Source organism: Streptomyces sp. NPDC000229 (assembly GCF_040300825.1).
Lineage (GTDB): Bacteria > Actinomycetota > Actinomycetes > Streptomycetales > Streptomycetaceae > Streptomyces.
This window is the reverse complement of sequence record NZ_JBEPEL010000047.1, coordinates 15046-36791: the sequence shown is the minus strand read 5'-3', so window position 1 is coordinate 36791 and position 21746 is coordinate 15046. Positions and strand designations below refer to the sequence as shown.

The 21746-nt window shown below is 72.1% G+C and carries 21 protein-coding genes and 1 pseudogene; 12 read left to right on the top strand and 10 right to left on the bottom strand.

Annotation, left to right across the window (positions count from 1 at the left end):
- The first annotated feature begins 65 nt into the window (after positions 1-65).
- The 3 genes from ABT360_RS22150 to ABT360_RS22140 all read left to right on the top strand — a co-directional run bounded on the left by ABT360_RS22150 (position 66) and on the right by ABT360_RS22140 (position 4340).
- Complete coding sequence (locus ABT360_RS22150) at positions 66-1088, top strand: phosphotransferase family protein (protein WP_351819089.1); 1023 nt, start codon at positions 66-68, stop codon at positions 1086-1088.
- Positions 1089-1097: 9 nt separating this feature from the next.
- The gene (locus ABT360_RS22145; protein WP_351819086.1) at positions 1098-2312 is read left to right on the top strand and encodes an acyl-CoA dehydrogenase family protein; all 1215 of its coding nucleotides are present in this window, start codon (positions 1098-1100) and stop codon (positions 2310-2312) included.
- A gap of 264 nt (positions 2313-2576) precedes the next feature.
- Positions 2577-4340, top strand: coding sequence for a lysyl oxidase family protein (locus tag ABT360_RS22140; protein ID WP_351819083.1), 1764 nt, complete (start codon positions 2577-2579; stop codon positions 4338-4340).
- A 12-nt stretch (positions 4341-4352) separates the two neighbouring features.
- Here ABT360_RS22140 and ABT360_RS22135 read toward each other — a convergent pair whose 3' ends face one another.
- The 3 genes from ABT360_RS22135 to ABT360_RS22125 are packed head-to-tail and all read right to left on the bottom strand — an operon-like array spanning position 4353 to position 7414.
- Positions 4353-4946 carry a TetR/AcrR family transcriptional regulator gene (locus ABT360_RS22135; protein ID WP_351819080.1) on the bottom strand — a complete coding sequence of 198 codons (594 nt, stop codon included), beginning with the start codon at positions 4944-4946 and terminating at the stop codon, positions 4353-4355.
- 42 nt (positions 4947-4988) lie between these two features.
- Positions 4989-6653: a class I adenylate-forming enzyme family protein gene (locus tag ABT360_RS22130; RefSeq protein ID WP_351819078.1), complete on the bottom strand. Its 1665-nt coding sequence runs from the start codon at positions 6651-6653 to the stop codon at positions 4989-4991.
- Positions 6650-7414 (bottom strand): SDR family oxidoreductase, encoded by a 765-nt coding sequence (locus ABT360_RS22125; protein WP_351819076.1) that lies wholly within the window; start codon positions 7412-7414, stop codon positions 6650-6652. Before ABT360_RS22125 ends, ABT360_RS22130 begins: the two co-directional genes overlap by 4 nt.
- Positions 7415-7578: 164 nt before the next feature.
- Between ABT360_RS22125 and ABT360_RS22120 the strand changes: the two genes are divergently transcribed.
- The 6 genes from ABT360_RS22120 (at position 7579) to ABT360_RS22095 (ending at position 12874) form a co-directional block, all read left to right on the top strand.
- Positions 7579-8817 carry an exo-beta-N-acetylmuramidase NamZ family protein gene (locus ABT360_RS22120; protein WP_351819073.1) on the top strand — a complete coding sequence of 413 codons (1239 nt, stop codon included), beginning with the start codon at positions 7579-7581 and terminating at the stop codon, positions 8815-8817.
- A 322-nt stretch (positions 8818-9139) separates the two neighbouring features.
- Entirely contained in the window at positions 9140-9751 is a 612-nt protein-coding gene (locus ABT360_RS22115) for a hypothetical protein (protein WP_351819070.1), read from the top strand.
- Between the two features lie 181 nt (positions 9752-9932).
- Positions 9933-10703 carry a 3-keto-5-aminohexanoate cleavage protein gene (locus tag ABT360_RS22110; protein WP_351819067.1) on the top strand — a complete coding sequence of 257 codons (771 nt, stop codon included), beginning with the start codon at positions 9933-9935 and terminating at the stop codon, positions 10701-10703.
- 25 nt (positions 10704-10728) lie between these two features.
- The gene (locus ABT360_RS22105) at positions 10729-11796 is read left to right on the top strand and encodes an RNA ligase (ATP) (RefSeq protein ID WP_351819064.1); all 1068 of its coding nucleotides are present in this window, start codon (positions 10729-10731) and stop codon (positions 11794-11796) included.
- A gap of 98 nt (positions 11797-11894) precedes the next feature.
- Positions 11895-12317, top strand: coding sequence for an Hsp20/alpha crystallin family protein (locus ABT360_RS22100; RefSeq protein WP_351819144.1), 423 nt, complete (start codon positions 11895-11897; stop codon positions 12315-12317).
- 83 nt (positions 12318-12400) lie between these two features.
- Positions 12401-12874, top strand: a complete 474-nt coding sequence (locus ABT360_RS22095; RefSeq protein WP_351819062.1) for a DUF2267 domain-containing protein — start codon at positions 12401-12403, stop codon at positions 12872-12874.
- A 51-nt stretch (positions 12875-12925) separates the two neighbouring features.
- Here ABT360_RS22095 and soxR read toward each other — a convergent pair whose 3' ends face one another.
- Positions 12926-13411, bottom strand: a complete 486-nt coding sequence (soxR, locus tag ABT360_RS22090) for a redox-sensitive transcriptional activator SoxR (RefSeq protein ID WP_351819059.1) — start codon at positions 13409-13411, stop codon at positions 12926-12928.
- A gap of 104 nt (positions 13412-13515) precedes the next feature.
- Here soxR and ABT360_RS22085 point away from each other — a divergent pair, with 104 nt between their 5' ends.
- A complete protein-coding gene (locus ABT360_RS22085) occupies positions 13516-13977 on the top strand; it encodes a MaoC family dehydratase (protein WP_351819056.1) in 462 nt (153 codons plus the stop codon).
- On the opposite strand, the gene ABT360_RS22080 is transcribed toward ABT360_RS22085, so the two are convergent.
- Genes ABT360_RS22080 through ABT360_RS22070 form a run of 3 tightly spaced genes read right to left on the bottom strand, consistent with a single transcriptional unit; the run spans position 13968 to position 16175 of the window.
- Positions 13968-14618, bottom strand: coding sequence for a TetR/AcrR family transcriptional regulator (locus ABT360_RS22080; RefSeq protein WP_351819053.1), 651 nt, complete (start codon positions 14616-14618; stop codon positions 13968-13970). The genes ABT360_RS22085 and ABT360_RS22080 overlap by 10 nt on opposite strands.
- 58 nt (positions 14619-14676) lie before the next feature.
- On the bottom strand, positions 14677-14964 hold the full coding sequence (locus ABT360_RS22075) for a YiaA/YiaB family inner membrane protein (RefSeq protein ID WP_351819050.1): 288 nt from the start codon (positions 14962-14964) through the stop codon (positions 14677-14679).
- Between the two features lie 59 nt (positions 14965-15023).
- On the bottom strand, positions 15024-16175 hold the full coding sequence (locus tag ABT360_RS22070) for an acyl-CoA dehydrogenase family protein (protein ID WP_351819047.1): 1152 nt from the start codon (positions 16173-16175) through the stop codon (positions 15024-15026).
- 55 nt (positions 16176-16230) lie between these two features.
- Here ABT360_RS22070 and ABT360_RS22065 point away from each other — a divergent pair, with 55 nt between their 5' ends.
- Together ABT360_RS22065 and ABT360_RS22060 are read left to right on the top strand one after the other, a co-directional pair.
- Positions 16231-16908 (top strand): TetR/AcrR family transcriptional regulator, encoded by a 678-nt coding sequence (locus ABT360_RS22065; protein WP_351819045.1) that lies wholly within the window; start codon positions 16231-16233, stop codon positions 16906-16908.
- A 76-nt stretch (positions 16909-16984) separates the two neighbouring features.
- Positions 16985-17666 (top strand): annotated as a pseudogene (locus ABT360_RS22060) (ArsR/SmtB family transcription factor); the annotation flags it as partial.
- Here ABT360_RS22060 and ABT360_RS22055 read toward each other — a convergent pair.
- The 3 genes from ABT360_RS22055 to ABT360_RS22045 all read right to left on the bottom strand — a co-directional run bounded on the left by ABT360_RS22055 (position 17585) and on the right by ABT360_RS22045 (position 21658).
- On the bottom strand, positions 17585-18913 hold the full coding sequence (locus ABT360_RS22055) for an MFS transporter (protein WP_351819042.1): 1329 nt from the start codon (positions 18911-18913) through the stop codon (positions 17585-17587). The pseudogene ABT360_RS22060 and the gene ABT360_RS22055 sit on opposite strands and share 82 nt — an antisense overlap.
- A gap of 236 nt (positions 18914-19149) precedes the next feature.
- Positions 19150-20229 carry a zinc-binding dehydrogenase gene (locus tag ABT360_RS22050; RefSeq protein WP_351819039.1) on the bottom strand — a complete coding sequence of 360 codons (1080 nt, stop codon included), beginning with the start codon at positions 20227-20229 and terminating at the stop codon, positions 19150-19152.
- Positions 20230-20263: 34 nt separating this feature from the next.
- Positions 20264-21658: an aldehyde dehydrogenase family protein gene (locus ABT360_RS22045; protein WP_351819036.1), complete on the bottom strand. Its 1395-nt coding sequence runs from the start codon at positions 21656-21658 to the stop codon at positions 20264-20266.
- Positions 21659-21746 lie beyond the last annotated feature (88 nt).

Genomic DNA, 21746 nt, shown 5'->3' with positions numbered 1-21746 from the left:
TGGTCGGTCATGCTGCGTACCACCACTGTCCTTCCTTGTCTTTCCCGTCGCCGGAGGTGCGAACGATGAGCTCAGCTCCCCCACCAGGTCTCGATCCCGAGCGGTTGCGCGGCTTCCTGGACCGCGAGCGGCCCGGCCTGGTGAGCGGACCGCTCAGCGCCCGCCTCGTCGAGGGCGGCCGGTCGAACCTCACGTACGTCGTCACCGACGGCACCGGCCAGTGGGTCGTGCGCCGCCCGCCGCTCGGCCACGTCCTGGCCACCGCCCATGACATGAGGCGCGAGCACCGGGTGATCAGTGCCCTGCACCCGACGGCCGTCCCGGTCCCCGAGCCGCTGGTGCTGTGCGAGGACGAGGAGGTGCTCGGAGCACCGTTCTACGTGATGGAGTTCGTGGCCGGCACGCCGTACCGCACCGCCGAGCAGCTCGCCCCGCTCGGACCCGGGCGCACCCGCGCCGCGGTGCTGGGCCTGGTCGACACACTGGTCGACCTGCACGCCGTGGACCCCGGTGCGGTGGGGCTCGGCGACTTCGGGCGGCCGGACGGCTTCCTGGACCGGCAGTTGCGGCGCTGGGGCAAGCAGCTGGACGCCTCGCGCAGCCGCGACCTGGCGGGGATCGACGAGCTGCACGCCGCCCTCGGCCGCGAACTGCCCAACTCCCCCGCCCCGGCCGTCGTCCACGGCGACTACCGCCTGGACAACGCCCTGCTGGGCGAGGACGACAAGGTCAACGCCGTACTGGACTGGGAAATGTCCACGCTGGGCGACCCGCTCACCGACCTGGGCCTGCTGGCCATGTACAGCGTCCGGCTGGAGCTGCCACACTCCCCCGTCTCCACCACCGCGGCGGCGCCCGGCCACCCGTCGCCCGCCGAGCTGATCGAGCGGTACGCCGCCCGTTCCGGCCGCGACACCTCCGCCATCTCCTGGTACACGGCGTTCGCCTGGTTCAAGCTCGCCGTGATCCTGGAGGGCATCCACTACCGCTACACCCTCGGGCAGACCGTCGGCGCCGGCTTCGACCGGATCGGCGACCTCGTTCCCGTCTTCATCGAGCACGGCCTCACCACCCTCCAGGAAGGCTGACCGACACCCATGGACTTCGCATACGACGCGCGCACCGAGGAACTGCGGGCGCAACTCCTCGCCTTCATGGACGAGTTCGTGTACCCGGCCGAAACGGTCGCCGAGGAGCAGCGGGCGAAGCTCGCCTCCCCGTGGGACACCCCGGCCGTGGTGGAGGAGCTGAAGGCCGAGGCGCGCCGGCAGGGCCTGTGGAACCTCTTCCTCCCCGACCAGGACCACGGGGCGGGTCTGACGAACCTCCAGTACGCGCCGCTCGCCGAAATCACCGGCCGCTCCCCGCATTTGGCGCCCACCGCGCTGAACTGCGCCGCACCGGACACCGGCAACATGGAGGTGCTGGCCCAGTTCGGCGACGAGCGGCAGAAGGAGCGGTGGCTGCGGCCGCTGCTCGCCGGGGAGATCCGCTCCGCGTTCGCGATGACCGAGCCGGAGGTCGCCTCGTCCGACGCGACGAACATCGAGACGCGGATCGCGCGGGACGGCGATGACTACGTCATCAACGGCCGCAAGTGGTACATCTCCGGCGCGATGAACCCGAACTGCGCGATCTTCATCGTGATGGGCAAGACCGACCCCGACGGCGAGGACATCCGCCGCCAGCAGTCGATGATCCTGGTCCCCCGCGACACCCCGGGTCTGCACGTGCGACGCGCGATGCAGGTGTACGGGTACGAGGACCACTCCCACGGCGGTCACGCCGAGGTGGTCTTCGAGGACGTCCGGGTCCCGGCGGCGAACCTGATCGGCGAGGAGGGCGGCGGGTTCGCCATCGCCCAGGCCCGCCTCGGCCCCGGCCGGATCCACCACTGCATGCGGTTGATCGGCATGGCCGAGCGGGCGATCGAGCTGATGTGCCGCCGGGCCGTGTCCCGTACGGCCTTCGGCAAGCCGCTGGCCGCCCAGGGGCAGGTGCAGGGGTGGATCGCGGACGCCCGGGTGACCGTGGAGCAGTTGCGGCTGCTGGTGCTGAAGACCGCCTGGCTGATGGACACCGTCGGCAACCGGGGCGCGCACACCGAGATCCAGGCCATCAAGATCGCGACGCCGCGCGCGGTGGTGGACATCATCGACAAGGCGGTCCAGGTCCATGGTGCGGGCGGCGTCAGCCAGGACTTCCCGCTCGCCGAACTGTGGGCCGCGGCGCGGACGCTGAAGCTGGCGGACGGCCCGGACGAGGTGCACCAGCGGTCGCTGGCGCGGCGGGAGCTGAAGAAGTACCTCTGAGTTCCGCGCGGTGGTGAGAAGCCCGGGGCCTTCACCGCCCCGGGCTTGTACCACAAGCGGGCAGCCTGCCCGGCGAGAACGGCACTAAGACGGCGCGATCCCGTGTCCACGGCCTAGTTTCGGCCAAGGATCCCGGACTCACCGGCTCACAGACAACCCACAGTGCCGACCGCCGACTCTCACAGGACGGAGACAGCCACGCGTCAGGACCACACGCGCCGGCCGTCGTCCGCCGTCCCGCAGGCACTCGCAGAACGAGGAACGATGACCAGATCCCACAAGGCTCGTCTCGGGCGCTCGGTGATCGCCGGAGCCGCGGCCATCGCCGTGACCGCCGGTATCATCGCCGCCGCTCCCGACGGCAAGGCGGCCCCGACCACACCACAGCTCAGCCTGATCGCCGCTTCCCAGTCCGTGACGCTCGACTCGTACAAGGAAGACCCCGGCGTCTACCTCGACCTCGGCACGTACGTCACCGCCGAGAACGCCCCGCTGGAACTCAAGGTGACCCGTAAGTCCTACAAGGACCCGGTCGTCGCCACGCAGATCGTCAAGGAGGGCGGCAAGACCCGGGCCAAGGCCCTGCCCACGGGCCTGGTGAAGGACTTCAGCGGGCTGCCGGGCTTCCTTCAGATCACGGTCACCAACGCGGCCGGCAAGACCGTGCTGAACAGGGCCGAGGACTTCTGCCCCAACAACGCGTCCGGTCGGGTGCGCCCCGACGCCCCGGCCACGTCGAAGTACCCCGAGAGCTGCCCCACCAACCCCTTCACGCTCGGTTCCGTGTGGGGCGTGGAGCAGGGCTGGGCCGCCAACACCTACGCGGGTGTCTACTCCGAGCCCGTCGTCCTGCCGGCCGGGAAGTACACGGCCAAGGTGTCCGTCGCGAAGCGCTACCGCGAGGTCTTCGGCATCGCGGACAAGCCCCAGACGGTCAAGGTGACCGTGCGCGAGGTCAGCTCCGAGGGCGGTGTCGGCGGGGCGCCCTCGGCGCGGCGCGAGTCCCACGCGGCCGGTCACGCCGGCCACGCCGCGCCTGCCGGTCGGGCGGGGCACGCCGGTCACGGTGGAGCGGCCGGTCACGGCGGTCACGGCGCGGTGGCCCCGGCGGCTCCCGCCGCTCCCACGAGCGGCGCCGGGCCCTCGTACAACGTGGGCCACGGGCCCCTGATCCCCGCACCGCCCGCCGTGCCGTGGGCGGTGAAGAAGCAGGGCCTCAAGGCGGGGGCGCGGATGGGTGACGGAGCCGGGCAGACCGATGGTTCCCGCAAGGCGCCCGCGGTGAAGCCCGCGGCCAAGCGGCCGACGGGCAAGGCGACCGTGCCGAACGTCCCCAAGCCGGACCTCCGTTCGCTGCCCGCCTACGGCATCACCATCAGCGAGCCCACCACCGAGGGCCCCGACAAGGGCAAGGACTTCCTCGCCTTCAGCGCCAACGTGTGGAACGCGGGCCCCGCGCAACTGGTGGTCGACGGCTTCCGCTCGCCCGGCAAGGAGCTGATGGACGCCTACCAGTACTTCTACGACGCCAGCGGCAAGCAGGTCGGCTACACCCCGACCGGCACCATGGAGTGGGACCCGCGCCCCGGCCACGTGCACTGGCACTTCACCGACTTCGCCAGCTACCGGCTGCTGAAGGCCGACCAGAAGGAGGCCGTGCGCAGCGGCAAGGAGGCCTTCTGCCTGGCCAACACCGACGCGGTCGACTACACGGTGAAGAACGCCAACTGGCACCCGTACAACACGGACCTGTCCACGGCGTGCGGCCAGGAGAACTCCATCTCCGTCCGTGAGGTGCTCGACGTCGGCTCCGGCGACACCTACACCCAGGACCTGCCCGGCCAGTCGTTCGACATCACCACGCTGCCGAACGGCACCTACTACATCCAGGTGCTGGCCAACCCGGAGAAGCGGCTCAAGGAGACCGACCTCACCAACAACAGCGCGCTGCGCAAGATCGTCCTCGGCGGGAAGAAGGGCGCGCGCACGGTGACCGTGCCGGCGCACGACCTGGTGAACGCCAACTGACGTCCTGACCGGTCAGGGCCGCAGGGCCCTCAGCAGCAGGTCGGCCAGGTGGTCGGCCACCTGCTGGGGGCTGAGCGGCCCGTCCGGGCGGTACCAGGTGGACAGGTGGTGGACCGAGCCGAAGTGGTAGTCCACCACCAGGTCCGCCGGTGTGGCCGCGGAGAAGACACCGGCCGCCTGCCCCTCCTCGATGAGGGCCCGGAAGCGCTCGTGGTACCGGCGCCGCTCCGCCCGTACCTGCTTGTTCTTCTCCGGGCTCAGGTGGTGCATCGACCGGAAGAAGATCGACGCGTCGTCGAGGTTCTCGATGGTGGTGACCACCACGTCGGCGGCGGCGGCGCGCAGCCGCTCCTCCACGGGCGCGTCGGCGCCCGCGAAGGCGTCCAGGCGCTCCTGCTGGAGCCGGAGCACGCGCGAGTACACCTCCTGGAGCAGGTCCTCCTTGGAGCCGAAGTAGTGGTAGAGGGCCCCCTTGGTGACTCCCGCCGCTTCGACGATCTCCTGGACGGAGGTGCGGTCGTAGCCCTGTTCGGCGAAGAGCCGGGTGGCGGTGGCCAGCAGCCTCTGGGGGACGGGGGTGCCGTTCCCGTCCGTCGTCCTGGCCATGTGCCGCCACCTCTCTCGTGCACTCGTGCGGTTCGGGGTCGTTTACGCGGGGTGCCGCAGTTCCCGCCTGAGGATCTTCCCACTCGTGGTCTTCGGCAGCTCCGGCAGGATCTCGACCTCGCGGGGGTATTTGTACGCCGCCAGCCGCTGCTCGCAGTACGCGGAGAGCTCGGCGGGCTCCACCGAGGTGCCCGGGCGCAGACTGACGTACGCCCTGACCGTCTCCCCCCGGTAGGTGTCGGGGACACCGACGACGGCCGCCTCGCGGACCGCCGGATGGGTGTAGAGGACGTCTTCGACCTCGCGCGGCCACACCTTGAAGCCCGAGGCGTTGATCATGTCCTTCTTGCGGTCGACGACGTAGAGCCAGCCGTCCGGGTCCATGAAGCCGATGTCGCCGGTGCGCAGCTCGCCGTCCGGGAAGGTCTCGGCGGTGGCCTCCGGCAGCCGCCAGTATCCGGGGACGACCTGGGGTCCGTGTACCGCGATCTCGCCCTGCTCGCCGAACGGCACTTCCTTGCCGTTCTCGTCCAGGATCCGCACGACGGTCTCGGGTCCCGGGACGCCGACGGACAGGGTGCCGGACGCGGGATCGACGGGGGCCTCCTTCTCGGGCGGTACGGCGGCGCAGGGGGCGGTGCATTCGGTGAGCCCGTAGCCGTTGCGGATGTACGGGCCGAAGTCGGCGCGGAACTTCTCGACGAGGGCCGGGGGCACGGGCGCGCCGCCGGAGGAGATCACCTGGAAGGAGGCGAAGTGGCCGGGCGTGGCGGCGGGGTGGGCGGCCAGGGCCATGAAGGCGGTGGAGGGGCCGACGGTGTAGGCGGGGCGGTGCTCGGCGAAGGCGTCCAGGACGACGCCCGCCTCGAAGCGGTACGCGAGGACGAGGGTGCCCGCGTTGGCGACGCAGACGGCCAGCTCGCAGACCATGCCGGTGATGTGGAAGAGCGGGGCGAGGGCGAAGTAGGCGGCGCCTTCGGCGATGGGGTGGCCGGTGCGCTGCCGCTCGGCGTTGTACATGATCCCGCGGTGCAGGTTCATGGCGCCCTTGGGCGTGCCGCTGGTGCCGGAGGTGTAGCTGATCAGGGCCACGTCGGTGGCGGTGAGGTCCCGCCCGTAGTGAGGCGCCGGGTGTTCGGCCCGGGCGACGGTGATCAGGTCGTCGGTGTCGGCGGGCACGGGCAGCCGTTCGAAGCCGAGGACGCGCGGGTCGTCGCGCGTCTGGAGGTCCTTCTCGCAGGCGGTGAGGGCGATGTGTACGGGCGAGTCGGCGGCCGTCCGGCGCAGGTACCCGTCCCAGGCGCGGTCGGCGCAGATCAGCGTGGTCGCGCCGGAGTCGTTCAGGACGTGGGCGACCTCGGCCGACTTGTACATCGGGTTGAGCGGGACGACCGTGGCGCCCGCCTTCCAGGCGCCGAGCAGGGCGAGGACGAAGTGCGGGGTGTTCTGGAGCATGATCGCGACCCGGTCGCCGCGTCCGACGCCCCGGGAGGCGAGGTATCCGGCCACCGAGTCGGAGAGCGCGTCGGTCTCGCGGTAGGTCAGGCGCCCGTCGAAGTAGGCCAGGGCGGTGTGCTCGGGCGCACGGGCGACGGCCGCGCGGAAGGCGTGCACGACGGTGGCGGCGGGCCGTATCGGGGCCCGCTGGGCGTCGCTGAGCTGCGCGAGCCACGGCTTGGCGGCGTAGATCGAGGTCGTCGGGTTCACTGCCCGGTGCCCTCCCACTTCTGCTGGATGTGGCTCATATTGTTCAGCCAGCGCTCGGGGTCGCTCGCACGGGCCCGGTAGTAGCCGGCGACCTCGGGGTGGGGCAGGATCAGGAACCGGTCGGACTCGATGCCCTCGAACAGCGCGTCGGCGACGTCCTCGGGCTCGATGGCGGTGGGCGCGAGGACGAGTTCGCCGGCCGAGCCGGCGGCGGTGAGCATGTCGGTACGGACGCCCTGCGGGCAGATCGCGTGGACCTTGAGGCCGCGGTGGCGGTAGGTGAGCGAGAGCCATTCGGCGAAGGCGTACGCGCCGTGCTTGGAGACGCTGTAGGGCGCGGCGCCGACCATGGTGAGCAGCCCGGCGGCCGAGACGGTGGACACGAAGCGCCCGGAGCCGCGCTCCAGCCAGTCGGGCAGCAGGGCGCGCGCGGCGCGGACATGGGCCATCACGTTCACGTCCCAGGCGGCCGCCCAGACGTCCTCGCCCGCGAAGGCGTCGCCGGGCGAGGGGAGCCCGGCGTTGGCGCAGTAGACGTCGACGGTGCCGCCGAGTGCGTCGCGGGCCTCGTCGACGATTCGGGAGGCGTCCCCGGGTACGGCGGTGGCGCCGATCTCGTCGGCGACGGCTTTGGTGCGGCCGGGGTCGATGTCGTTGACGACGACGCGGGCGCCTTCCGCGGCGAACCTGCGGGCGAGTGCGGCTCCGATCCCGCCGCCCGCTCCTGTGACGACCACGCTCGCGCCCTGGACCGTACTCATCGGGACCCGCCTCTCCCTCGTGACTGCTCGCTGCCGTCCGGGTTGACAGACTAACCGGTCGGTATGTCGCGGGGGAAGGCCATGGCGCCTGCCTCGTTCCCTGGGACGGACGCGCGCGCTAGCGTGCGTGGCCGGAGCGGTCGAGCGGTCACGGAGGTGTGCGGATGAGCGTGTCCAGACGGGGTCTGCTGGTCGCCGGTGGCGCGGTGGGGGTGGCGGCGACGGCGTCGCCCGCCTTCGCGCACGGCGGTGGCCGCCGGGTGCGGACCGGCTTCGACCGGCTCGCGGCCGACGGGTACGCGGCGCTGGCCGGTCAGCGGGTGGGCGTGGTGACCAACCCCACGGGGGTCACTGCCGAGGTGCGGCACATCGTGGACGTCATGCACGCCGACGACCGGGTGGACCTGATCGCCGTGTTCGGCCCCGAGCACGGCTTCCGGGGCACGGCCCAGGCGGGCGGTTCGGAGGGGCGGTACGACGACCCGGCGACGGGGCTGCCGGTGTACGACACGTACCTGAAGAGCGGGCAGGCGCTGGCGGACATCTTCACCGCCTCCGGCGTCGACACGGTCGTGTTCGACATCCAGGACGTGGGCGCGCGGTTCTACACGTACATCTGGACGCTGTACGACTGCATGGCGGCGGCGGCGCTGGCGGGGAAACGTTTCATGGTGCTGGACCGGCCGAACCCCGTGACCGGGCGGGCCGCCCTCGGGCCCGTACTGGACAAGGCCTTCGCGACCTTCGTGGGGCGCGAGCCGATCTCCCAGGCGCACGGGATGACGGTGGCGGAGCTGGCGCGGCTGTTCAACGCCGAGTTCCTGGCCAGGCCGGTGGAGCTGGCGACGGTGCGCATGTCCGGCTGGCGGCGGGCGGACTTCTTCGACGGGACGGGCCTGCCGTGGGTGCCGCCCAGCCCCAACATGCCGACGCCGGACACCGCGCTGGTGTACGCGGGGACCTGCCTGTTCGAGGGCACGAACCTGTCGGAGGGGCGCGGCACGACCAGGCCCTTCGAGCTGCTGGGCGCGGCGGGCGTCGACCGGCGGTGGGCGGAGGCGGCGAACGCGCTGGAGCTGCCGGGCGTGCGGTTCAGGGAGGCGTACTTCGCACCGGTGTTCTCCAAGTTCCAGGGGAAGACGGTGGGCGGGGTGCAGGTGCACGTGCACGACCGGGAGGCGTTCGACCCGGTGCGCACGGGTATCGGACTGCTGGTGACGGCGAAGCGGAGTTGGAGCGGCTTCGCCTGGCGGGCGGACAACTGGATCGACAAGCTGACCGGTTCGGCGAAGGTGAGGACGCTGATCGACGCGGGCGCGGGCACGGACGAGGTCGTGGACGCCTGGGAGGCGGACCTGGCGGCCTTCCGGGCCGTGCGGCGGCGCCACCTGCTGTACCGCTGACGGCCGGGGGTGTCCAAAACGGCCACCGCCGGAGGAGGTGACGGCCTCTCGGGCCGGCCTCCGGGGGCGGTGGTATCCCGCCGATGCCGGTGATCGGGCGATGCGGCCGGTGAGGGCACATTTGTACGCCCCTTGACGGCGCGGCACCCCCGGTGTGGTGAGGGAGCGTCACCTCCCCGGAATCGCCACACGGGGCGCCGTGGGGGCATTTCGCGTCAGATGCCCCGCTGATGGGCTCCATTCGTTTTTCGATGGAGCCGAACTGGGAACCCGTACGTCCATTCATCGACGCCGAAGTACGAGTGACGGAGGTGGCAGTGCGATGGCCGGTTTCCGGAGCCTTGCAAGACAGGTGCGTGATCCGGGATGTGATCTGGCACTGCGGCGGTATTCGCTGCGGAAGTGCCTTGAGCGGTTTGCCCCTTATGGGCACCGGGCCACCTGGGACCACCTGTGCTCCAGGCACAGGTTCGGTCCCGAGGACCGGGAGCCCGATCCGGCGCGGCTGGTGGCCGCGCTCGACGAGTTGGAAGAGGCGCGGGCGGTCTGGCTCGCCTACGAGGAGCAGTTCGCGGAGCGCCGGAAGCGCGAGAAGCACGACGGGCTGCGGCGCCCCGGCTGGATCGACGACTGGCACCGGCGCACTTGGGGCGGCAACGGCATAGCCCGGTGCGACGACCCGTCGGTGCACCCGACAGTGCCGCTGGCCGTGGCGCTGCGCCGGCTGATCACCGCCCTGGAGGCGGGGCCCGGTGAGCACTGCCCGGTGTGTGCGGGGGACGCGATCGTCTGGCGGCCCGACCTGTCCAACGAGCCGTGGTTCGGGCCGGTGTGCACGGGCTGTGGCGTGCTGGTGCCCCAGGCGGTGCTGACCCCCGAGGCGCTGGCGATGGCCAAACGGGGGCGGCGCAAGGAGCTCGTCTCGGTGGCATGAGCGCGGAAACGCGCGGGGGCGCGCAACAGCGCCGGCACGCCCCCGTTGCCCGGGGTCCGCGAGACAGGCCCGTCGGCGGTGAGTGGGGCGAGGATGCGCTCATGCGGTGCGAGTCCATGGGGTCCGGCATGAACTCATCCGGCCCGAGCCCGCTGTCAGTGGTGGGTGTCACCATCGAGGCATGATCCAGGTCTGTCTGAACGGGCGTCGCGGGACGGGGGATTCCGCGGCCGTGCCCATGTCGCCCGGCGCGATGGCGGAGTCGGCCGCCCGGGCGGTTGCCGCCGGGGCCGCCGACGTGCACGTCCACCCCAGGACGCCGTGTGGGGACGACACGCTGTCGCCGCGTGTGGTGGGCGCGGCACTCCAGGCGATACGGGAGGCCGTGGACGTCCCGGTCGGGGTGACCACGGGCTGCTGGGCCGAGCCGGACCCGCGGCGGCGGTTGGAGCGGGTGCGCTCCTGGACGGTGCTCCCCGACCACGCCTCGGTCAACTGGCACGAGCCGGGTGCCGAGGAGGTCGCCGCCGCGCTGCTGGAGCGCGGCGTCGGCGTGGAGGCGGGCATCTGGTCGGGGACGGACGGGGCGCTGCGGTTCCTGGCGTCACCCCTGGCGCCCCGGGTGTTGCGCGTGCTGGCCGAGGTGACGGACCCGGACCCCGGGACGGCCGTCGGCACGGCCCGGTCCCTGCTGGCGGAGCTGGGCGGCACGCACGGTGTACCCGTCCTGCTGCACGGCGAGGACGGCGGCGCGTGGCCGGTGCTGCGCCTGGCGATACGGCTGGGGCTGGACACCCGCGTGGGCCTGGAGGACACGCTGCTCCTGCCGGACGGACGCCCCGCGGAGTCGAACGCACGGCTGGTCGAGGCGGCGTGCGAAGAGCGTGACGCTATCAGGCGCAAAATCCGGTGGCCCACCGGATTCCCGCGCGGCGACAGTGGTCGGCGATGAGAACCGCACCAAGAGGAGTCCACCCGTGTCGACCCTGCGTGTCACCGCCGAGCTGCTGACCGTCCACGGCCATCCGAACGCCGACGCCCTGGAGTTGGCCCAGGTCGGGCTGTACCGCGCGGTCGTCGCCAAGGGCGCCTATCGCACCGGTGACGCCGCCGTGTACATACCCGAGCAGGCGGTGCTGCCGCCCGAGCTCGTCGAGGAGCTGGGGCTGACCGGGCGGCTGTCCGGGAAGGCGTCGAACCGGGTCAAGGCGGTCCGGCTGCGCGGCGAGCTGTCGCAGGGCCTGGTGTGCCGGCCGCGGGCGCTGGCGGACGTCGACCTGGCGCGGGCGGCGGCCGAGAGGACGGACTTCGCGGAGGCCCTGGGCATCACCAAATGGGCACCGCCGGTGCCGACCACGATGGACGGTGAGGTGGAGTCGGCGCCCGACCTGCTGCCGTGGGTCGACATCGAGAACATCCAGCGGTACCCGGACATCTTCACGCCGGGCGAGCCGGTGGTCCTGACCGAGAAGCTGCACGGCACGGCCTGCCTGATGACGTACGTCGCCGGGGACGACCGGGTGCTCGTCTCCTCGAAGGGCTTCGGCGCCAAGGGCCTGGCCCTGAAGGAGGACCCGCGCAATCTGTACTGGCGCGCGATCCGTACGTACGACGTGCCCGCCGTGGCCGCCCGGCTCGCCGCACGGCTGGGCGCGACCCGGGTCGGCGTGTTCGGTGAGGTGTACGGCGCGGGGGTACAGGACCTGGCGTACGGCGCCGACGGCCGCAGCGAGGAGCTGGGTTACGCGGTCTTCGACGTGGCCGCCGAGGTCGACGGCCAGGTCCGCCGGCTGGACCCGGCCGAGCTGCTGGAGGGTGAGCTGCCACTGGTCCCCCGGCTGTACGCGGGGCCGTACGACATCGCGAAGGTGCTGGAGCTGGCCACCGGCCCGGAGACGGTGTCGGGCCGGGAGCTGCACCTGCGGGAGGGCGTGGTGATCCGGTCGGCCGCCGAGCGGTACAGCCCGGTGGTGGGCGGGCGGGCGATCGCCAAGGCCGTGAGCCCGGCGTACCTGACCCGGAAGGGCGGCACCGAGTATGAGTGAGTTTTCTTGAGTCCGAGCTTGTCAACTTTGGCCGGTGGAGTTATAAGAAATAGCAGACGGTCAGCAGCATCCGTGAGACACAAGAGGAGGGACCGATGATGCTGATGCGGACCGACCCCTTCCGTGAGCTCGACCGGCTCACCGAGCGCCTGCTGGGCACCACCGCCCACCCGGCGGCCATGCCGATGGACGCCTACCGCGAAGGGGACACGTTCGTCGTCCAGCTGGATCTTCCCGGCGTGAGCCCCGAAAGCATCGACCTGGATGTCGAGCGCAACGTCCTCACCGTCAAGGCCGAGCGCCGTACGGCTCCCGACGGCGACGCCGAGATGGTGATCGCCGAGCGGCCGTCCGGCACCTTCAGCCGCCAGCTGTTCCTGGGCGAGACGCTGGACACCGAACGCATCGAGGCGTCCTACGACGTCGGCGTACTGACCCTGCGGATCCCGGTCGCCGAGCAGGCCAAGCCGCGCAAGATCGAGATCAGCGGCGGCAGCGACCGGAGGCAGATCAGCGGCTGATCCGCCCGCCGCACCGCATGATGGGCGGGGACGGGTTCCTCCCGGCCCCGCCCATGCCCGTCGATCAAGGCCGAGGGAGAAAGATGCGCATGCAGTGGGACGCGTTCTTGGCCGCGGTGCAAGAACGCGGTGAATACCCCTCCCGGCGGGAGGCCGACCGGGCCGCCCGGGTCGTCCTGGCCCTGCTGGGCGCACACCTCGTCGGCAACGAGCGGGCCGAGCTGGCCGCCGGCCTGCCGGAGACCTGTGCCCTGGTGCTGCTCAACCCGCTCCCGGCCGCCGAACCGCTCGGGCCCGACCGGTTCGTGCGGGCCACGGCCGCGTGGATCGAGGGCGCCACGGAGGAGACGGCCAAGTGGGACATCGGCGCCGTCCTCAGTGTCGTGGCCGACACGGCGGACGAGGATCTGATGCGCCGTATCCTGCTCCAACTGCCGCCGGGCTACGACCTGCTGTTCGGCCGTCCCGGTATGAGCGAGCCCAGGCAGCCGGAGGCCGCCCCCGGGAAGCCCGGGCAGACCGGGATGACCGAACCCGGCCTGCCTCCGCAAGTCTGAACGGCTCCCGGCGCGACGGCGCCTCCCGCGACGGACCCCCGAGCGCGCCCGCTACGACGGCGCCTCCTGTGACGTCGGCCGGCGCCGCTCGGGCAGGAGGCGCGAACCGGCCATGCGCTCGCCGAAGACGTCGTCCGGGTTGGACAGCACACACGTCTCCAGGGAGAGGCAGCCGCAGCCGATGCAGTCGGTGAGGTGGTCCCGCAGCCGGCCGAGCTGCTTGATCCGCTCGTCGAGTTCCGAGCGCCACACCTCGGACAGGCGCGCCCAGTCCTCCCGGGTGGGCGTGCGCTCCTCCGGGAGTTCCGCCAGGGCGTCCCTGACCGTCGCGAGCGGGATGCCCACGCGTTGGGCGGCGCGTACGAAGGCGACCCGGCGCAGCGCGTCCCTGCCGTAACGGCGCTGGTTGCCGCTGGTGCGGCGGCTGCTGATCAGGCCCTTGGACTCGTAGAAGTGCAGGGCGGAGACGGCTGCTCCGCTCCGCGCGGAGAGCTGGCCGACGGTGAGCTCGTGGATCTTCTCTGGAATCTGCGGCACCCCTCGAACCCTACTGGCCGCCGCCCGGCGGTCCGTTGACAGGACCGCGTTCACCCCAGCATGCTGAGCAAGCGCTTAGACATCGAGAGTCAGGGAGCCGGGACATGGCAGAGCCGAGGATCTTCACCTCCGCCGACGAGCTGCGCGGCGCGGTCGGCGAGCATCTGGGGCACAGCGACTGGCTGGAGGTCGACCAGAAGCGGATCGATCTGTTCGCCGAGGCGACGGGCGACCACCAGTGGATCCATGTGGACCCCGAGCGGGCTGCGGCGGGGCCCTTCGGGACGACCATCGCGCACGGGTACCTGACGCTGTCACTGCTCCCCCTCCTCGTACCGCAGGTCATGCGGGTGGAGGGTATGAAGATGGGCGTCAACTACGGGGCGAACAAGGTCCGCTTCCCCGCCCCCGTGCCGGTGGGGTCGCGGCTGCGCGCGACGGCCGTGCTGAAGGGCGTCGAGGACGCGGGCGGCGGGGTGCAGGTGACGGCCGCGGTGACGGTGGAGCGCGAGGGCGGCGACAAGCCCGTGTGCGTCGCCGAGTCGGTGTCCCGCTACTACTTCTGAGCCGGAGAGGGCTCCGCTGCCCCGGCGCCCACCATGCGCAGGACGAGGTCGGCGTAGAGCGCGCCGATCTCGTCGGGCGTCCGGCGCCCCTCGGTGCTGAACCAGCGGGCCACGTCGATGCAGAGCGAGAGCACGGCGAGAGTGGTGCCGGAGACGTCGGGGACGTCGAACTCGCCCGCCGTGACGCCCTCGTTGATGATGCGGCGCACCGCGGCGTCACTCTTGCGGCGCAGCTCGAAGATCTCCGCGCGGTGCTCGTCACCGAGCGAGTCCAGTTCGTACTGGACCACGCGTGCGGTGGTGCGCCGCCCGGCGTGCCAGCGGACGAAGGAGCGTACGGCGTCGGCGAGCCGCTCGGCGGCGGTTCCGGGCCCGTCGGCGGCGGCCTGGAGGATCTCCAGCGCCTTGACATGGCCGATGCGGCTGATCCGGTGGAGCAGCTCTTCCTTGGTCTTGTAGTGGATGTAGAGCGCGGCCGGGCTCATCCCGGCCCGGCCCGCGATGTCGCGGGTGGTGGTCGCGTGGTAGCCGCGCTCGGCGAAGGCCTCGACGGCGGCGACGAGCAGCCTCCTGGCCGCGTCAGGGGTCACCTCGTCCCATGGCGTGTCCTCGCCGCCGGCCGTTTCCTCCGCCGTGCTCATCGTTCGCCCCTTCCGGTGGTCACAGGACGAACACCATACCCCGACAGTGAGCAAGCGCTTAGAGCTTCTGGAACGGGTCGTGCTCGGCGAGCAGCTTCTCCAGCCGGGCCTGGTCGACCCGGCTGACGATCTGCCCGGCCTCCTGCCGGTCGCGGACGACCTTGGCGAGCGTGAAGGCGGAGGTGGTGAGGTAGAGCACGGCGACACCCAGGAAGGCGCGCACCCACGCGTCGGTCTCCAGATTGAAGATGCCGAGGGCGACCGCGCCCAGGGCGATCGCGAAGGAGGCGACTGCCTGGCCGTAGTAGGCGGCCGTGTTCTGCTGCTTGACCGGTGTGTCACTCATGGGGACAGCCTGCGCTGCTGTGACGGGGCCCACATCCGCCCTCGTACTCATGGTCGTACTCAGAAGGCGGAGACCCCCGTCAGGGCGCGGCCGATGATGAGCTTCTGGATCTGGCTGGTGCCTTCGTAGAGCGTCATCACGCGCGCGTCGCGCAGCAGTTTGCCGACCGGGTACTCGTCGATGTAGCCGTAACCGCCGAAGACCTGGAGGGCGTTGTTGGCGGAGCGCACGGCGGCTTCGGAGGCGAAGAGCTTGGCCTTGGAGGCGGCCGTGGCGAACTCCTCGCCCCGGTCGACGAGATCGGCGACCCGCCAGGTCAGCAGCCGCGCCGCGTCCACGTCGACGGAGATGTCGCTGATCAGTTCCTGGACGAGCTGGTACGAGGCGATCGGCTTGCCGAACTGCTCGCGCTCCCCCGCGTACCGCACGGCCGCGTCGAGTGCGGCCTGGGCGATGCCGACGCAGCCGGCGGCGACCGACATCCGGCCCTTGGCGAGGGCGGACATGGCGATGGAGAAGCCCTTGCCCTCGGGGCCCATCAGCGCCGAGGCGGGCACCCGGACGTCCTCGAGGACCAGTTCGGCGGTGGCCTGGCCGCGCAGGCCGAGCTTGCCGTGGATGGTGCGGCGGGTGAGGCCGGGCGTGTCGGTGGGGACGAGGAAGGCGGAGACGCCCCGGTGGCCCGGGCGGTCGTTGGTGCGGGCGAAGAGGAGCACCACATCGGCCCAGGTGCCGTTGGTGATGAACATCTTGGTGCCGTTGATGACGTAGTCGCCGCCGTCGCGCACGGCGCGGGTGGTGAGGTTCCCGGCGTCGGAACCGGTGCCGGGCTCGGTGAGGCCGAAGCAGCCCAGCGCGTCCCCGGCGGTCAGCCGGGGCAGCCAGTGGCGCTTCTGCTCCTCGTCGCCCCAGGCCGCGACGGTCTTGGCGACCAGGCCCAGCGAGACGGACACGATGCCGCGCACGGACGAGTCACCGCGCCCCAGCTCCTCGGTGACCAGGCAGTACGCCAGGTGGTCGCCGCCCGAGCCGCCGTACTCCTCGGGGACGGTGAGGCCGAGAAAGCCGAGCGCGCCGAGCTTCTTGACGATCGACTTGTCCACGTTCTCGGCGCGGTCCCACTCGACGGCGTGCGGGGCGATCTCGCGCTGGACGAAGTCCTCGGCGAGCTGCCGGACGGCCGCCTGTTCCTCGCTCAGCTCCAGGTTCATGCGCGGACCCACCCCACTTTAACTATCAGTGCTAGTTTCTTTGGTCAGGCCTACTATGTGCCGCATGGCCCGACCGCGCAAGCCCCTCCTCAGCCGAGACCGCATCGTCGCCACGGCCGGTGCCCTCGTGGACGCGGAGGGACTGGACGCCGTCTCGACCCGGCGCCTCGCCGCCGAACTGGGCGTCAGCGGGCCGTCGCTCTACAACCACTTCCGGACGAAGGACGAGATCCTGGAGGCGGTCGCGGACGCGGTGAGCGCGAAGGTCGACCTGTCGATGTTCGACGAGGACGACGGCCGTGACTGGCGCACGGCCCTGCACGACTGGGCCGTCTCCTACCGCGCCGCCCTCACCGACCACCCCAACATCGTCCCCGTCCTCGCCCGCGGCCCCGGCCGCCGCCCGGCCGGCCTCCGCGTCGCCGACGCGGTCTTCGGCGCCATGGTCCGCGCGGGCTGGCCGCCGGCCCAGGCCACCCACATCGGCGCCCTGATGCGGTACTTCATCACCGGCTCGGCGCTCGGCTCCTTCGCGCGCGGCTTCGTCGACGACGAGACGGCGTACGACCCCGCCGACTATCCCCACCTGGGCCAGGCCCACCTGCTCGCCGAGCACCAGGAACAGGTCGACGAGGGCGCCTTCGAGACGGGCCTGCGGGCCCTGCTGGACGGGCTGGCGGTCCAGTACGACGGGGCACGGAACCGGGAGGGTTCGGCGCCGGCCGAAGCGTAGGGGCGCCATCCCGAGCGGCACGACCGCCAAGACCCTCGCCGCCTTCGCTCGCACGGTCCGCCGATAAGACCGCGCCGAGACCCTCGCCGCCTTCCGCCTCGCCCTGCTCGACGGGCGGGCGTGGACGGCGGGCGAACTCGGAGCACGCGCGCGTGGCGCCGTCCACGGCGACTGAGCACCTGGGGCGGCTCGTCGCCGGTGGCGTGCTGACCGAGGAGCGGCAGGGGCGGCGCCGGTACGTGCGGCTGGCCGACGGGCGGATCGCGCAGCCGGTGGAGGGCCTGGCGGCCCGGTCGGGCCCGGAGGGCGAGGCGCCCCGGTCGCCGCGCGGGGCGGGTGTGCGCGGCGCCATGGCGCGGGGCCGGACCCGCTACGACCACCTCGCCGGGAGGCTCGGGGTCGCGATCGCGGAGGCGCTGACCGTGCGCGGACTGCTGCGCCAGGACACCGGGTTCGCGCTCACCGACCACGGGGTGGGCCGGTTCGGGGCCTCGGGCATCCGGCTGGAGGTGAAGGGGCGGCGGCCGGTGGCGCGCGGGTGCCGCCACTGGACGGAGCGGACGCCGCACCTCGCCGGGGCCACCGGCGCGGCGCTGTGCCGGTACGCGCCGGAGGCGGTCGCGCTCCCGGTCGCGGAAGGGGGATGCCGCGGCCGGGAGCGCGGAGGGCGCCGCCGTCAGTGGGAGGCGGCCCGTGAAGCCCGCGAAGCGAGGATCTTGATGGAGATCAGGGCGATGACGGCGAGGCCCATGATGTAGCCGGAGACGGCCATCGAGGTGCCGGTCGCCTCCAGCAGCAGCACCATCACGAACGGCGCCAGGCCGCCGCCGAACACCGCGGCGATCTGGTAGCCGAGCGAGGCCCCGGTGTAGCGCATCTCCGCCGTGAACAGCTCGGCGAACAGCGCCGCCTGCGGCCCGTACATGATGCTGAGGAAGCAACTGGTGACGAACGTGCCCACGGCCAGCCACAGCAGCGACTTCGTGTCGATGAGCAGGAACATCGGGACCGCCCACACCAGCAGGCCGATCGCGCCCAGCGTGTAGATGCGCAGGCGTCCGATGCGGTCGGAGAGGGCCGCCGCGGCGGGTATCAGCACCAGTTGGGTGAGGCTGACGCCGAGGGACACGGTGAGGACCGCGCCGCGCTCCATGCCCAGCGAGCGGGTCGAGTAGTCCAGCACCCCGGTGATGATGATGTAGAACGTCGCGGTGTTGACGGCGAAGGAACCGCCGGCGAGGAAGACCGTGCCGAGATGGCTGCGCAGAATGGTCCGCAGCGGTGAGCGCGCGGCGCTCTTCTCCTGTTCCGCCAGGGCACGTTCGGCTTCCTTGAAGGCCGGCGTCTCCTCTACCCGCGCGTGGATGTACCAGGCGAGGGCGAGGACCAGGAAGCCGACGAAGAACGGCACCCGCCATCCCCAGGAGGCGAACGCCGCGTCGCTGGTGAACGCCCCGGCGACCAGGAACACGGTGTTGGCGGTCACCACACCGATCGGGACACCGAGCTGGACGAGGCTGCCGTACAGGCCCCGCTTGCCCTCGGGGGCGTACTCGGTCGCCATGAGCATCGCGCCGCCCCACTGGGCGCCGACGGCGATGCCCTGGAGGACGCGGAACACGACGAGCAGCACCGGAGCGGCGATGCCGATCGTCTCGTACGTGGGGAGCAGGCCGATGCCGGCGGTGGCCAGGCCCATCAGGGTGAGCGCGAGGACCAGCATGGGCTTGCGGCCCCGCTTGTCACCGAAGTGTCCCGCGATGACACCGCCGACGGGCCGGGCGAGGAACCCGACGGCGAACGTCGCGAAGGCGGCGAGGACTCCCGCGGACGCGCTGCCGGACGGGAAGTAGAGATCGCCGAGTACGAGGGCGGCGGCGATACCGAAGACGAAGTAGTCGTACCACTCGACGGCGGAGGCGAGCGCGGCCGCGGTGGCCACCCTGCGCCGGTTGCGGCTGCTGGGAGCGGTGGTGGGCGAGGCGGGAGGGGGTGCCGTGTCCATGCGGAGCACACTCCGGGGGTGCGGGGAACGGGGGGCGGCGCCTTGAGTTGACGGGGACCGTACCGACCGGCTGGTATGGCGGTCAACGGCTCGTACGGTCACAGTTTCGACGCGCGGCCACGGGCACCCGCCCGCCTCCCCGCAGGCCTCGGCCGGGCTTCCGCAGCACGAACACCCCGGCCGCGTGGTGCGGCCGGGGTGTTCAACCGGGCAGGCGGGAAGGCGGGCGGGAAGGCCTAGAAGACGACCAGCGCCCGCCCGCCCTTGCCCGCGATCATGTTGTCGAACGCCGCCGGGATGCCCTCCAGCGCGATCCGCTCGGTGACGAGCGCGCCCAGGTCGAGCCGTCCGGCCCGGATGTGGGCGGCGAGGACGGGCAGGTCCTCGGCGGGGTTGGAGTTGCCGTACACACAGCCGGAGAGCGTGCGGCCCCAGTGGAAGATCTCCAGGGCGTTGAACGCCACCTGCTGGTCCTTGCCGCCGATGCCGACGACCGTGGTGCGGCCGCCGCGCCGGGTGGAGTCCCAGGCGGTCCGGATGGTGGCGGCGCGGCCGACGCACTCGACGGCGACGTCGGCGCCGTGGCCGCCGGTGAGCTTCCGGACGTCCTTGGCGGTGGTGTCGGAGGCGACGAGGTACTCGGTGGCACCGGCCTGCCGGGCGAGGTCCTCCTTCGCGGGCGACACGTCGACGGCGATGATCGTCCCCGCACCCGCGATCCGGGCCGCCTGGAGGGTGGCGAGGCCCACCCCGCCGACGCCGAAGACGACGACCGACTCGCCCTCGCGCACCCGCGCGGAGTGGTGGATCGCCCCGTACCCGGTGAGGGCGGCGCAGCCCAGCAGGGCGGCGTCGGTGAGCGGTACCCCGTCGGGGGCCGGCAGCACGCAGTTGGCGGCGACGACGGTCTCCTCGGCGAACGCGGCCACGTTCAGGCCCGGGTGGAGTTCCGTGCCGTCCTCGGTGACGGCGTAGACGGTGCCCGCGCCGGTGAGGGCGTCGGCGCACAGCCACACCTCGCCGAGCGTGCAGGGGTGGCAGGAGCCGCAGGACGGCGCCCAGTTGAGGACCACGCCGTCGCCGGGCGCGACATGGGTGACGCCCTCGCCGACGGCGAGCACGGTTCCCGCGCCCTCGTGGCCGAGGACGGCGGGGACGGGCACCCGCATGGTGCCGTTGGACAGGGACAGATCGGAGTGGCAGACACCGGCGGCGGCGAGGCGGACCCTCACCTGGCCGGGGCCGGGCTCCGGGAGCTCGATACCGGTGATCTCCAGAGGAGCACCTATGGCGGGCAGGACGGCGGCGCGGACCACGATCGTTTCTCTCTCTCCCGGTTCGTCGACCGGCTCAGAACTGGAGGGACTTGGTCTGGAGGTACTCGGCGAGACCGTGCGCGCCGAGCTCGCGGCCGACGCCCGATTCCTTGTAACCGCCGAAGGGGGCCAGCGGGTTGAACCTGCCGCCGTTGATGTCGACCTGCCCCGCCTCCATGCGTCGCGCGAAGGCGACGGCTTCGGCCTCGTCGCCGGCCCACACGGCGCCGGCGAGGCCGTACGCCGTGCCGTTGGCGATGCGCAGGGCGTCGTCCTCGTCCTCGTACTTGAGGAACGCGACGACCGGGCCGAAGATCTCCTCCTGGGCGATGGTCATCTCGGGGGTGACGTCCGCGAAGACCGTCGGGCTGACGTAGTAGCCCCGTTCGAGCGGAGCCCTGGTGCCGCCGGTGACGAGCCGGGCGCCCTCCTCGATGCCCTTCTCGATGTACCCGCGCACGCGCTCCCGCTGCTTGGCGTTGACCATGGGGCCGATCCGGTCGCCCGGGGTGTACTTGGCGACGGCCTCGGCGGCGATCGCCACGGCCTCCTCGTACTGGTCCTTGTGCACCAGCACCCGGGTCAGGGCGCTGCACCGCTGGCCGGAGTTGGACAGCGCGTTGGCGAGACCCACCTGGACCGCCTTGGCCAGGTCGGCGGAGGGCAGGATGACGTTGGCGGACTTGCCGCCGAGCTCCAGGGCGACGCGCTTGACCGCCCCGCCCGCGAGCGCGCCGATCCGCTTGCCGACGGCGGTGGAGCCGGTGAAGGACACCAGGTCCACCCCCTCGTGCTCGGCCAGCGCCTGGCCGGCGACCGGCCCGAGGCCGGTGACGAGGTTGAAGACGCCGGCGGGCAGACCGGCCCGGTCCACGGCCTCGGCGAAGAGCTGGGCGGTCAGCGGGGTGTCCTCGGCGGGCTTGAGGACGACGGTGCAGCCGGCGGCGAGGGCGGGCGCCACCTTGGCGACGACCTGGTGCAGCGGGTAGTTCCAGGGCGTGATCGCGGCCACCACGCCGACCGGTTCGAGCAGGACCGTGGAGTTGCCGACCTTCTCCTCGAACGGGTACGAGGCGGTCATCTCCGCGTAGGTGCCGGCGATCAGGACCGGCAGACCGGCGTGCACCTGCTGGGCGAGCTGCCGCGGCGCGCCGAGCTCCGCCGTCACCGTCTCGGCGATCTCCTCCTGGCGCGCGGCGAGCGCGTCGCGCAGGGCGGCGAGCCGTGCGGCCCGCTCGGCGGGCGGGGTGGCGGCCCACGCCGGGAAGGCCGCGCGGGCGGCCCGGACCGCCGCGTCCACGTCCTCGGCGGTGCCGGCCGGGACATGGGCGATGACCTGCTCGTCCGCGGGGTTCACCACCGCGATGGTGTCGGTGCCGGCGGCGGGCCGCCACGCGCCGTCTATGTACATCCCGTCGTGCGCCTTCATCCGCTTCTCCTTCGGGCCGGTTCTCCGTGGTCGTCCGGCCCCCAAACTAGCGGTGGTAGTTTTCTGGCGCCAGGGGCTTCGGGACCGA

Bases quoted from the DNA above. Each gene is read 5' to 3' on its own strand.
- ABT360_RS22045 (WP_351819036.1), bottom strand. From the start codon at position 21,658: ATGAAGGCGCACGACGGGATGTACATAGACGGCGCGTGGCGGCCCGCC.
- ABT360_RS22085 (WP_351819056.1), top strand. From the start codon at position 13,516: ATGGCAGAGCCGAGGATCTTCACCTCCGCCGACGAGCTGCGCGGCGCG.
- ABT360_RS22065 (WP_351819045.1), top strand. From the start codon at position 16,231: ATGTGCCGCATGGCCCGACCGCGCAAGCCCCTCCTCAGCCGAGACCGC.
- ABT360_RS22120 (WP_351819073.1), top strand. From the start codon at position 7,579: ATGAGCGTGTCCAGACGGGGTCTGCTGGTCGCCGGTGGCGCGGTGGGG.
- ABT360_RS22055 (WP_351819042.1), bottom strand. From the start codon at position 18,913: ATGGACACGGCACCCCCTCCCGCCTCGCCCACCACCGCTCCCAGCAGC.
- ABT360_RS22110 (WP_351819067.1), top strand. From the start codon at position 9,933: ATGATCCAGGTCTGTCTGAACGGGCGTCGCGGGACGGGGGATTCCGCG.
- ABT360_RS22100 (WP_351819144.1), top strand. From the start codon at position 11,895: ATGCTGATGCGGACCGACCCCTTCCGTGAGCTCGACCGGCTCACCGAG.
- ABT360_RS22115 (WP_351819070.1), top strand. From the start codon at position 9,140: ATGGCCGGTTTCCGGAGCCTTGCAAGACAGGTGCGTGATCCGGGATGT.
- ABT360_RS22095 (WP_351819062.1), top strand. From the start codon at position 12,401: ATGCGCATGCAGTGGGACGCGTTCTTGGCCGCGGTGCAAGAACGCGGT.
- ABT360_RS22125 (WP_351819076.1), bottom strand. From the start codon at position 7,414: ATGAGTACGGTCCAGGGCGCGAGCGTGGTCGTCACAGGAGCGGGCGGC.
- ABT360_RS22150 (WP_351819089.1), top strand. From the start codon at position 66: ATGAGCTCAGCTCCCCCACCAGGTCTCGATCCCGAGCGGTTGCGCGGC.
- ABT360_RS22080 (WP_351819053.1), bottom strand. From the start codon at position 14,618: ATGAGCACGGCGGAGGAAACGGCCGGCGGCGAGGACACGCCATGGGAC.
- ABT360_RS22070 (WP_351819047.1), bottom strand. From the start codon at position 16,175: ATGAACCTGGAGCTGAGCGAGGAACAGGCGGCCGTCCGGCAGCTCGCC.
- ABT360_RS22145 (WP_351819086.1), top strand. From the start codon at position 1,098: ATGGACTTCGCATACGACGCGCGCACCGAGGAACTGCGGGCGCAACTC.
- ABT360_RS22135 (WP_351819080.1), bottom strand. From the start codon at position 4,946: ATGGCCAGGACGACGGACGGGAACGGCACCCCCGTCCCCCAGAGGCTG.
- ABT360_RS22140 (WP_351819083.1), top strand. From the start codon at position 2,577: ATGACCAGATCCCACAAGGCTCGTCTCGGGCGCTCGGTGATCGCCGGA.
- ABT360_RS22075 (WP_351819050.1), bottom strand. From the start codon at position 14,964: ATGAGTGACACACCGGTCAAGCAGCAGAACACGGCCGCCTACTACGGC.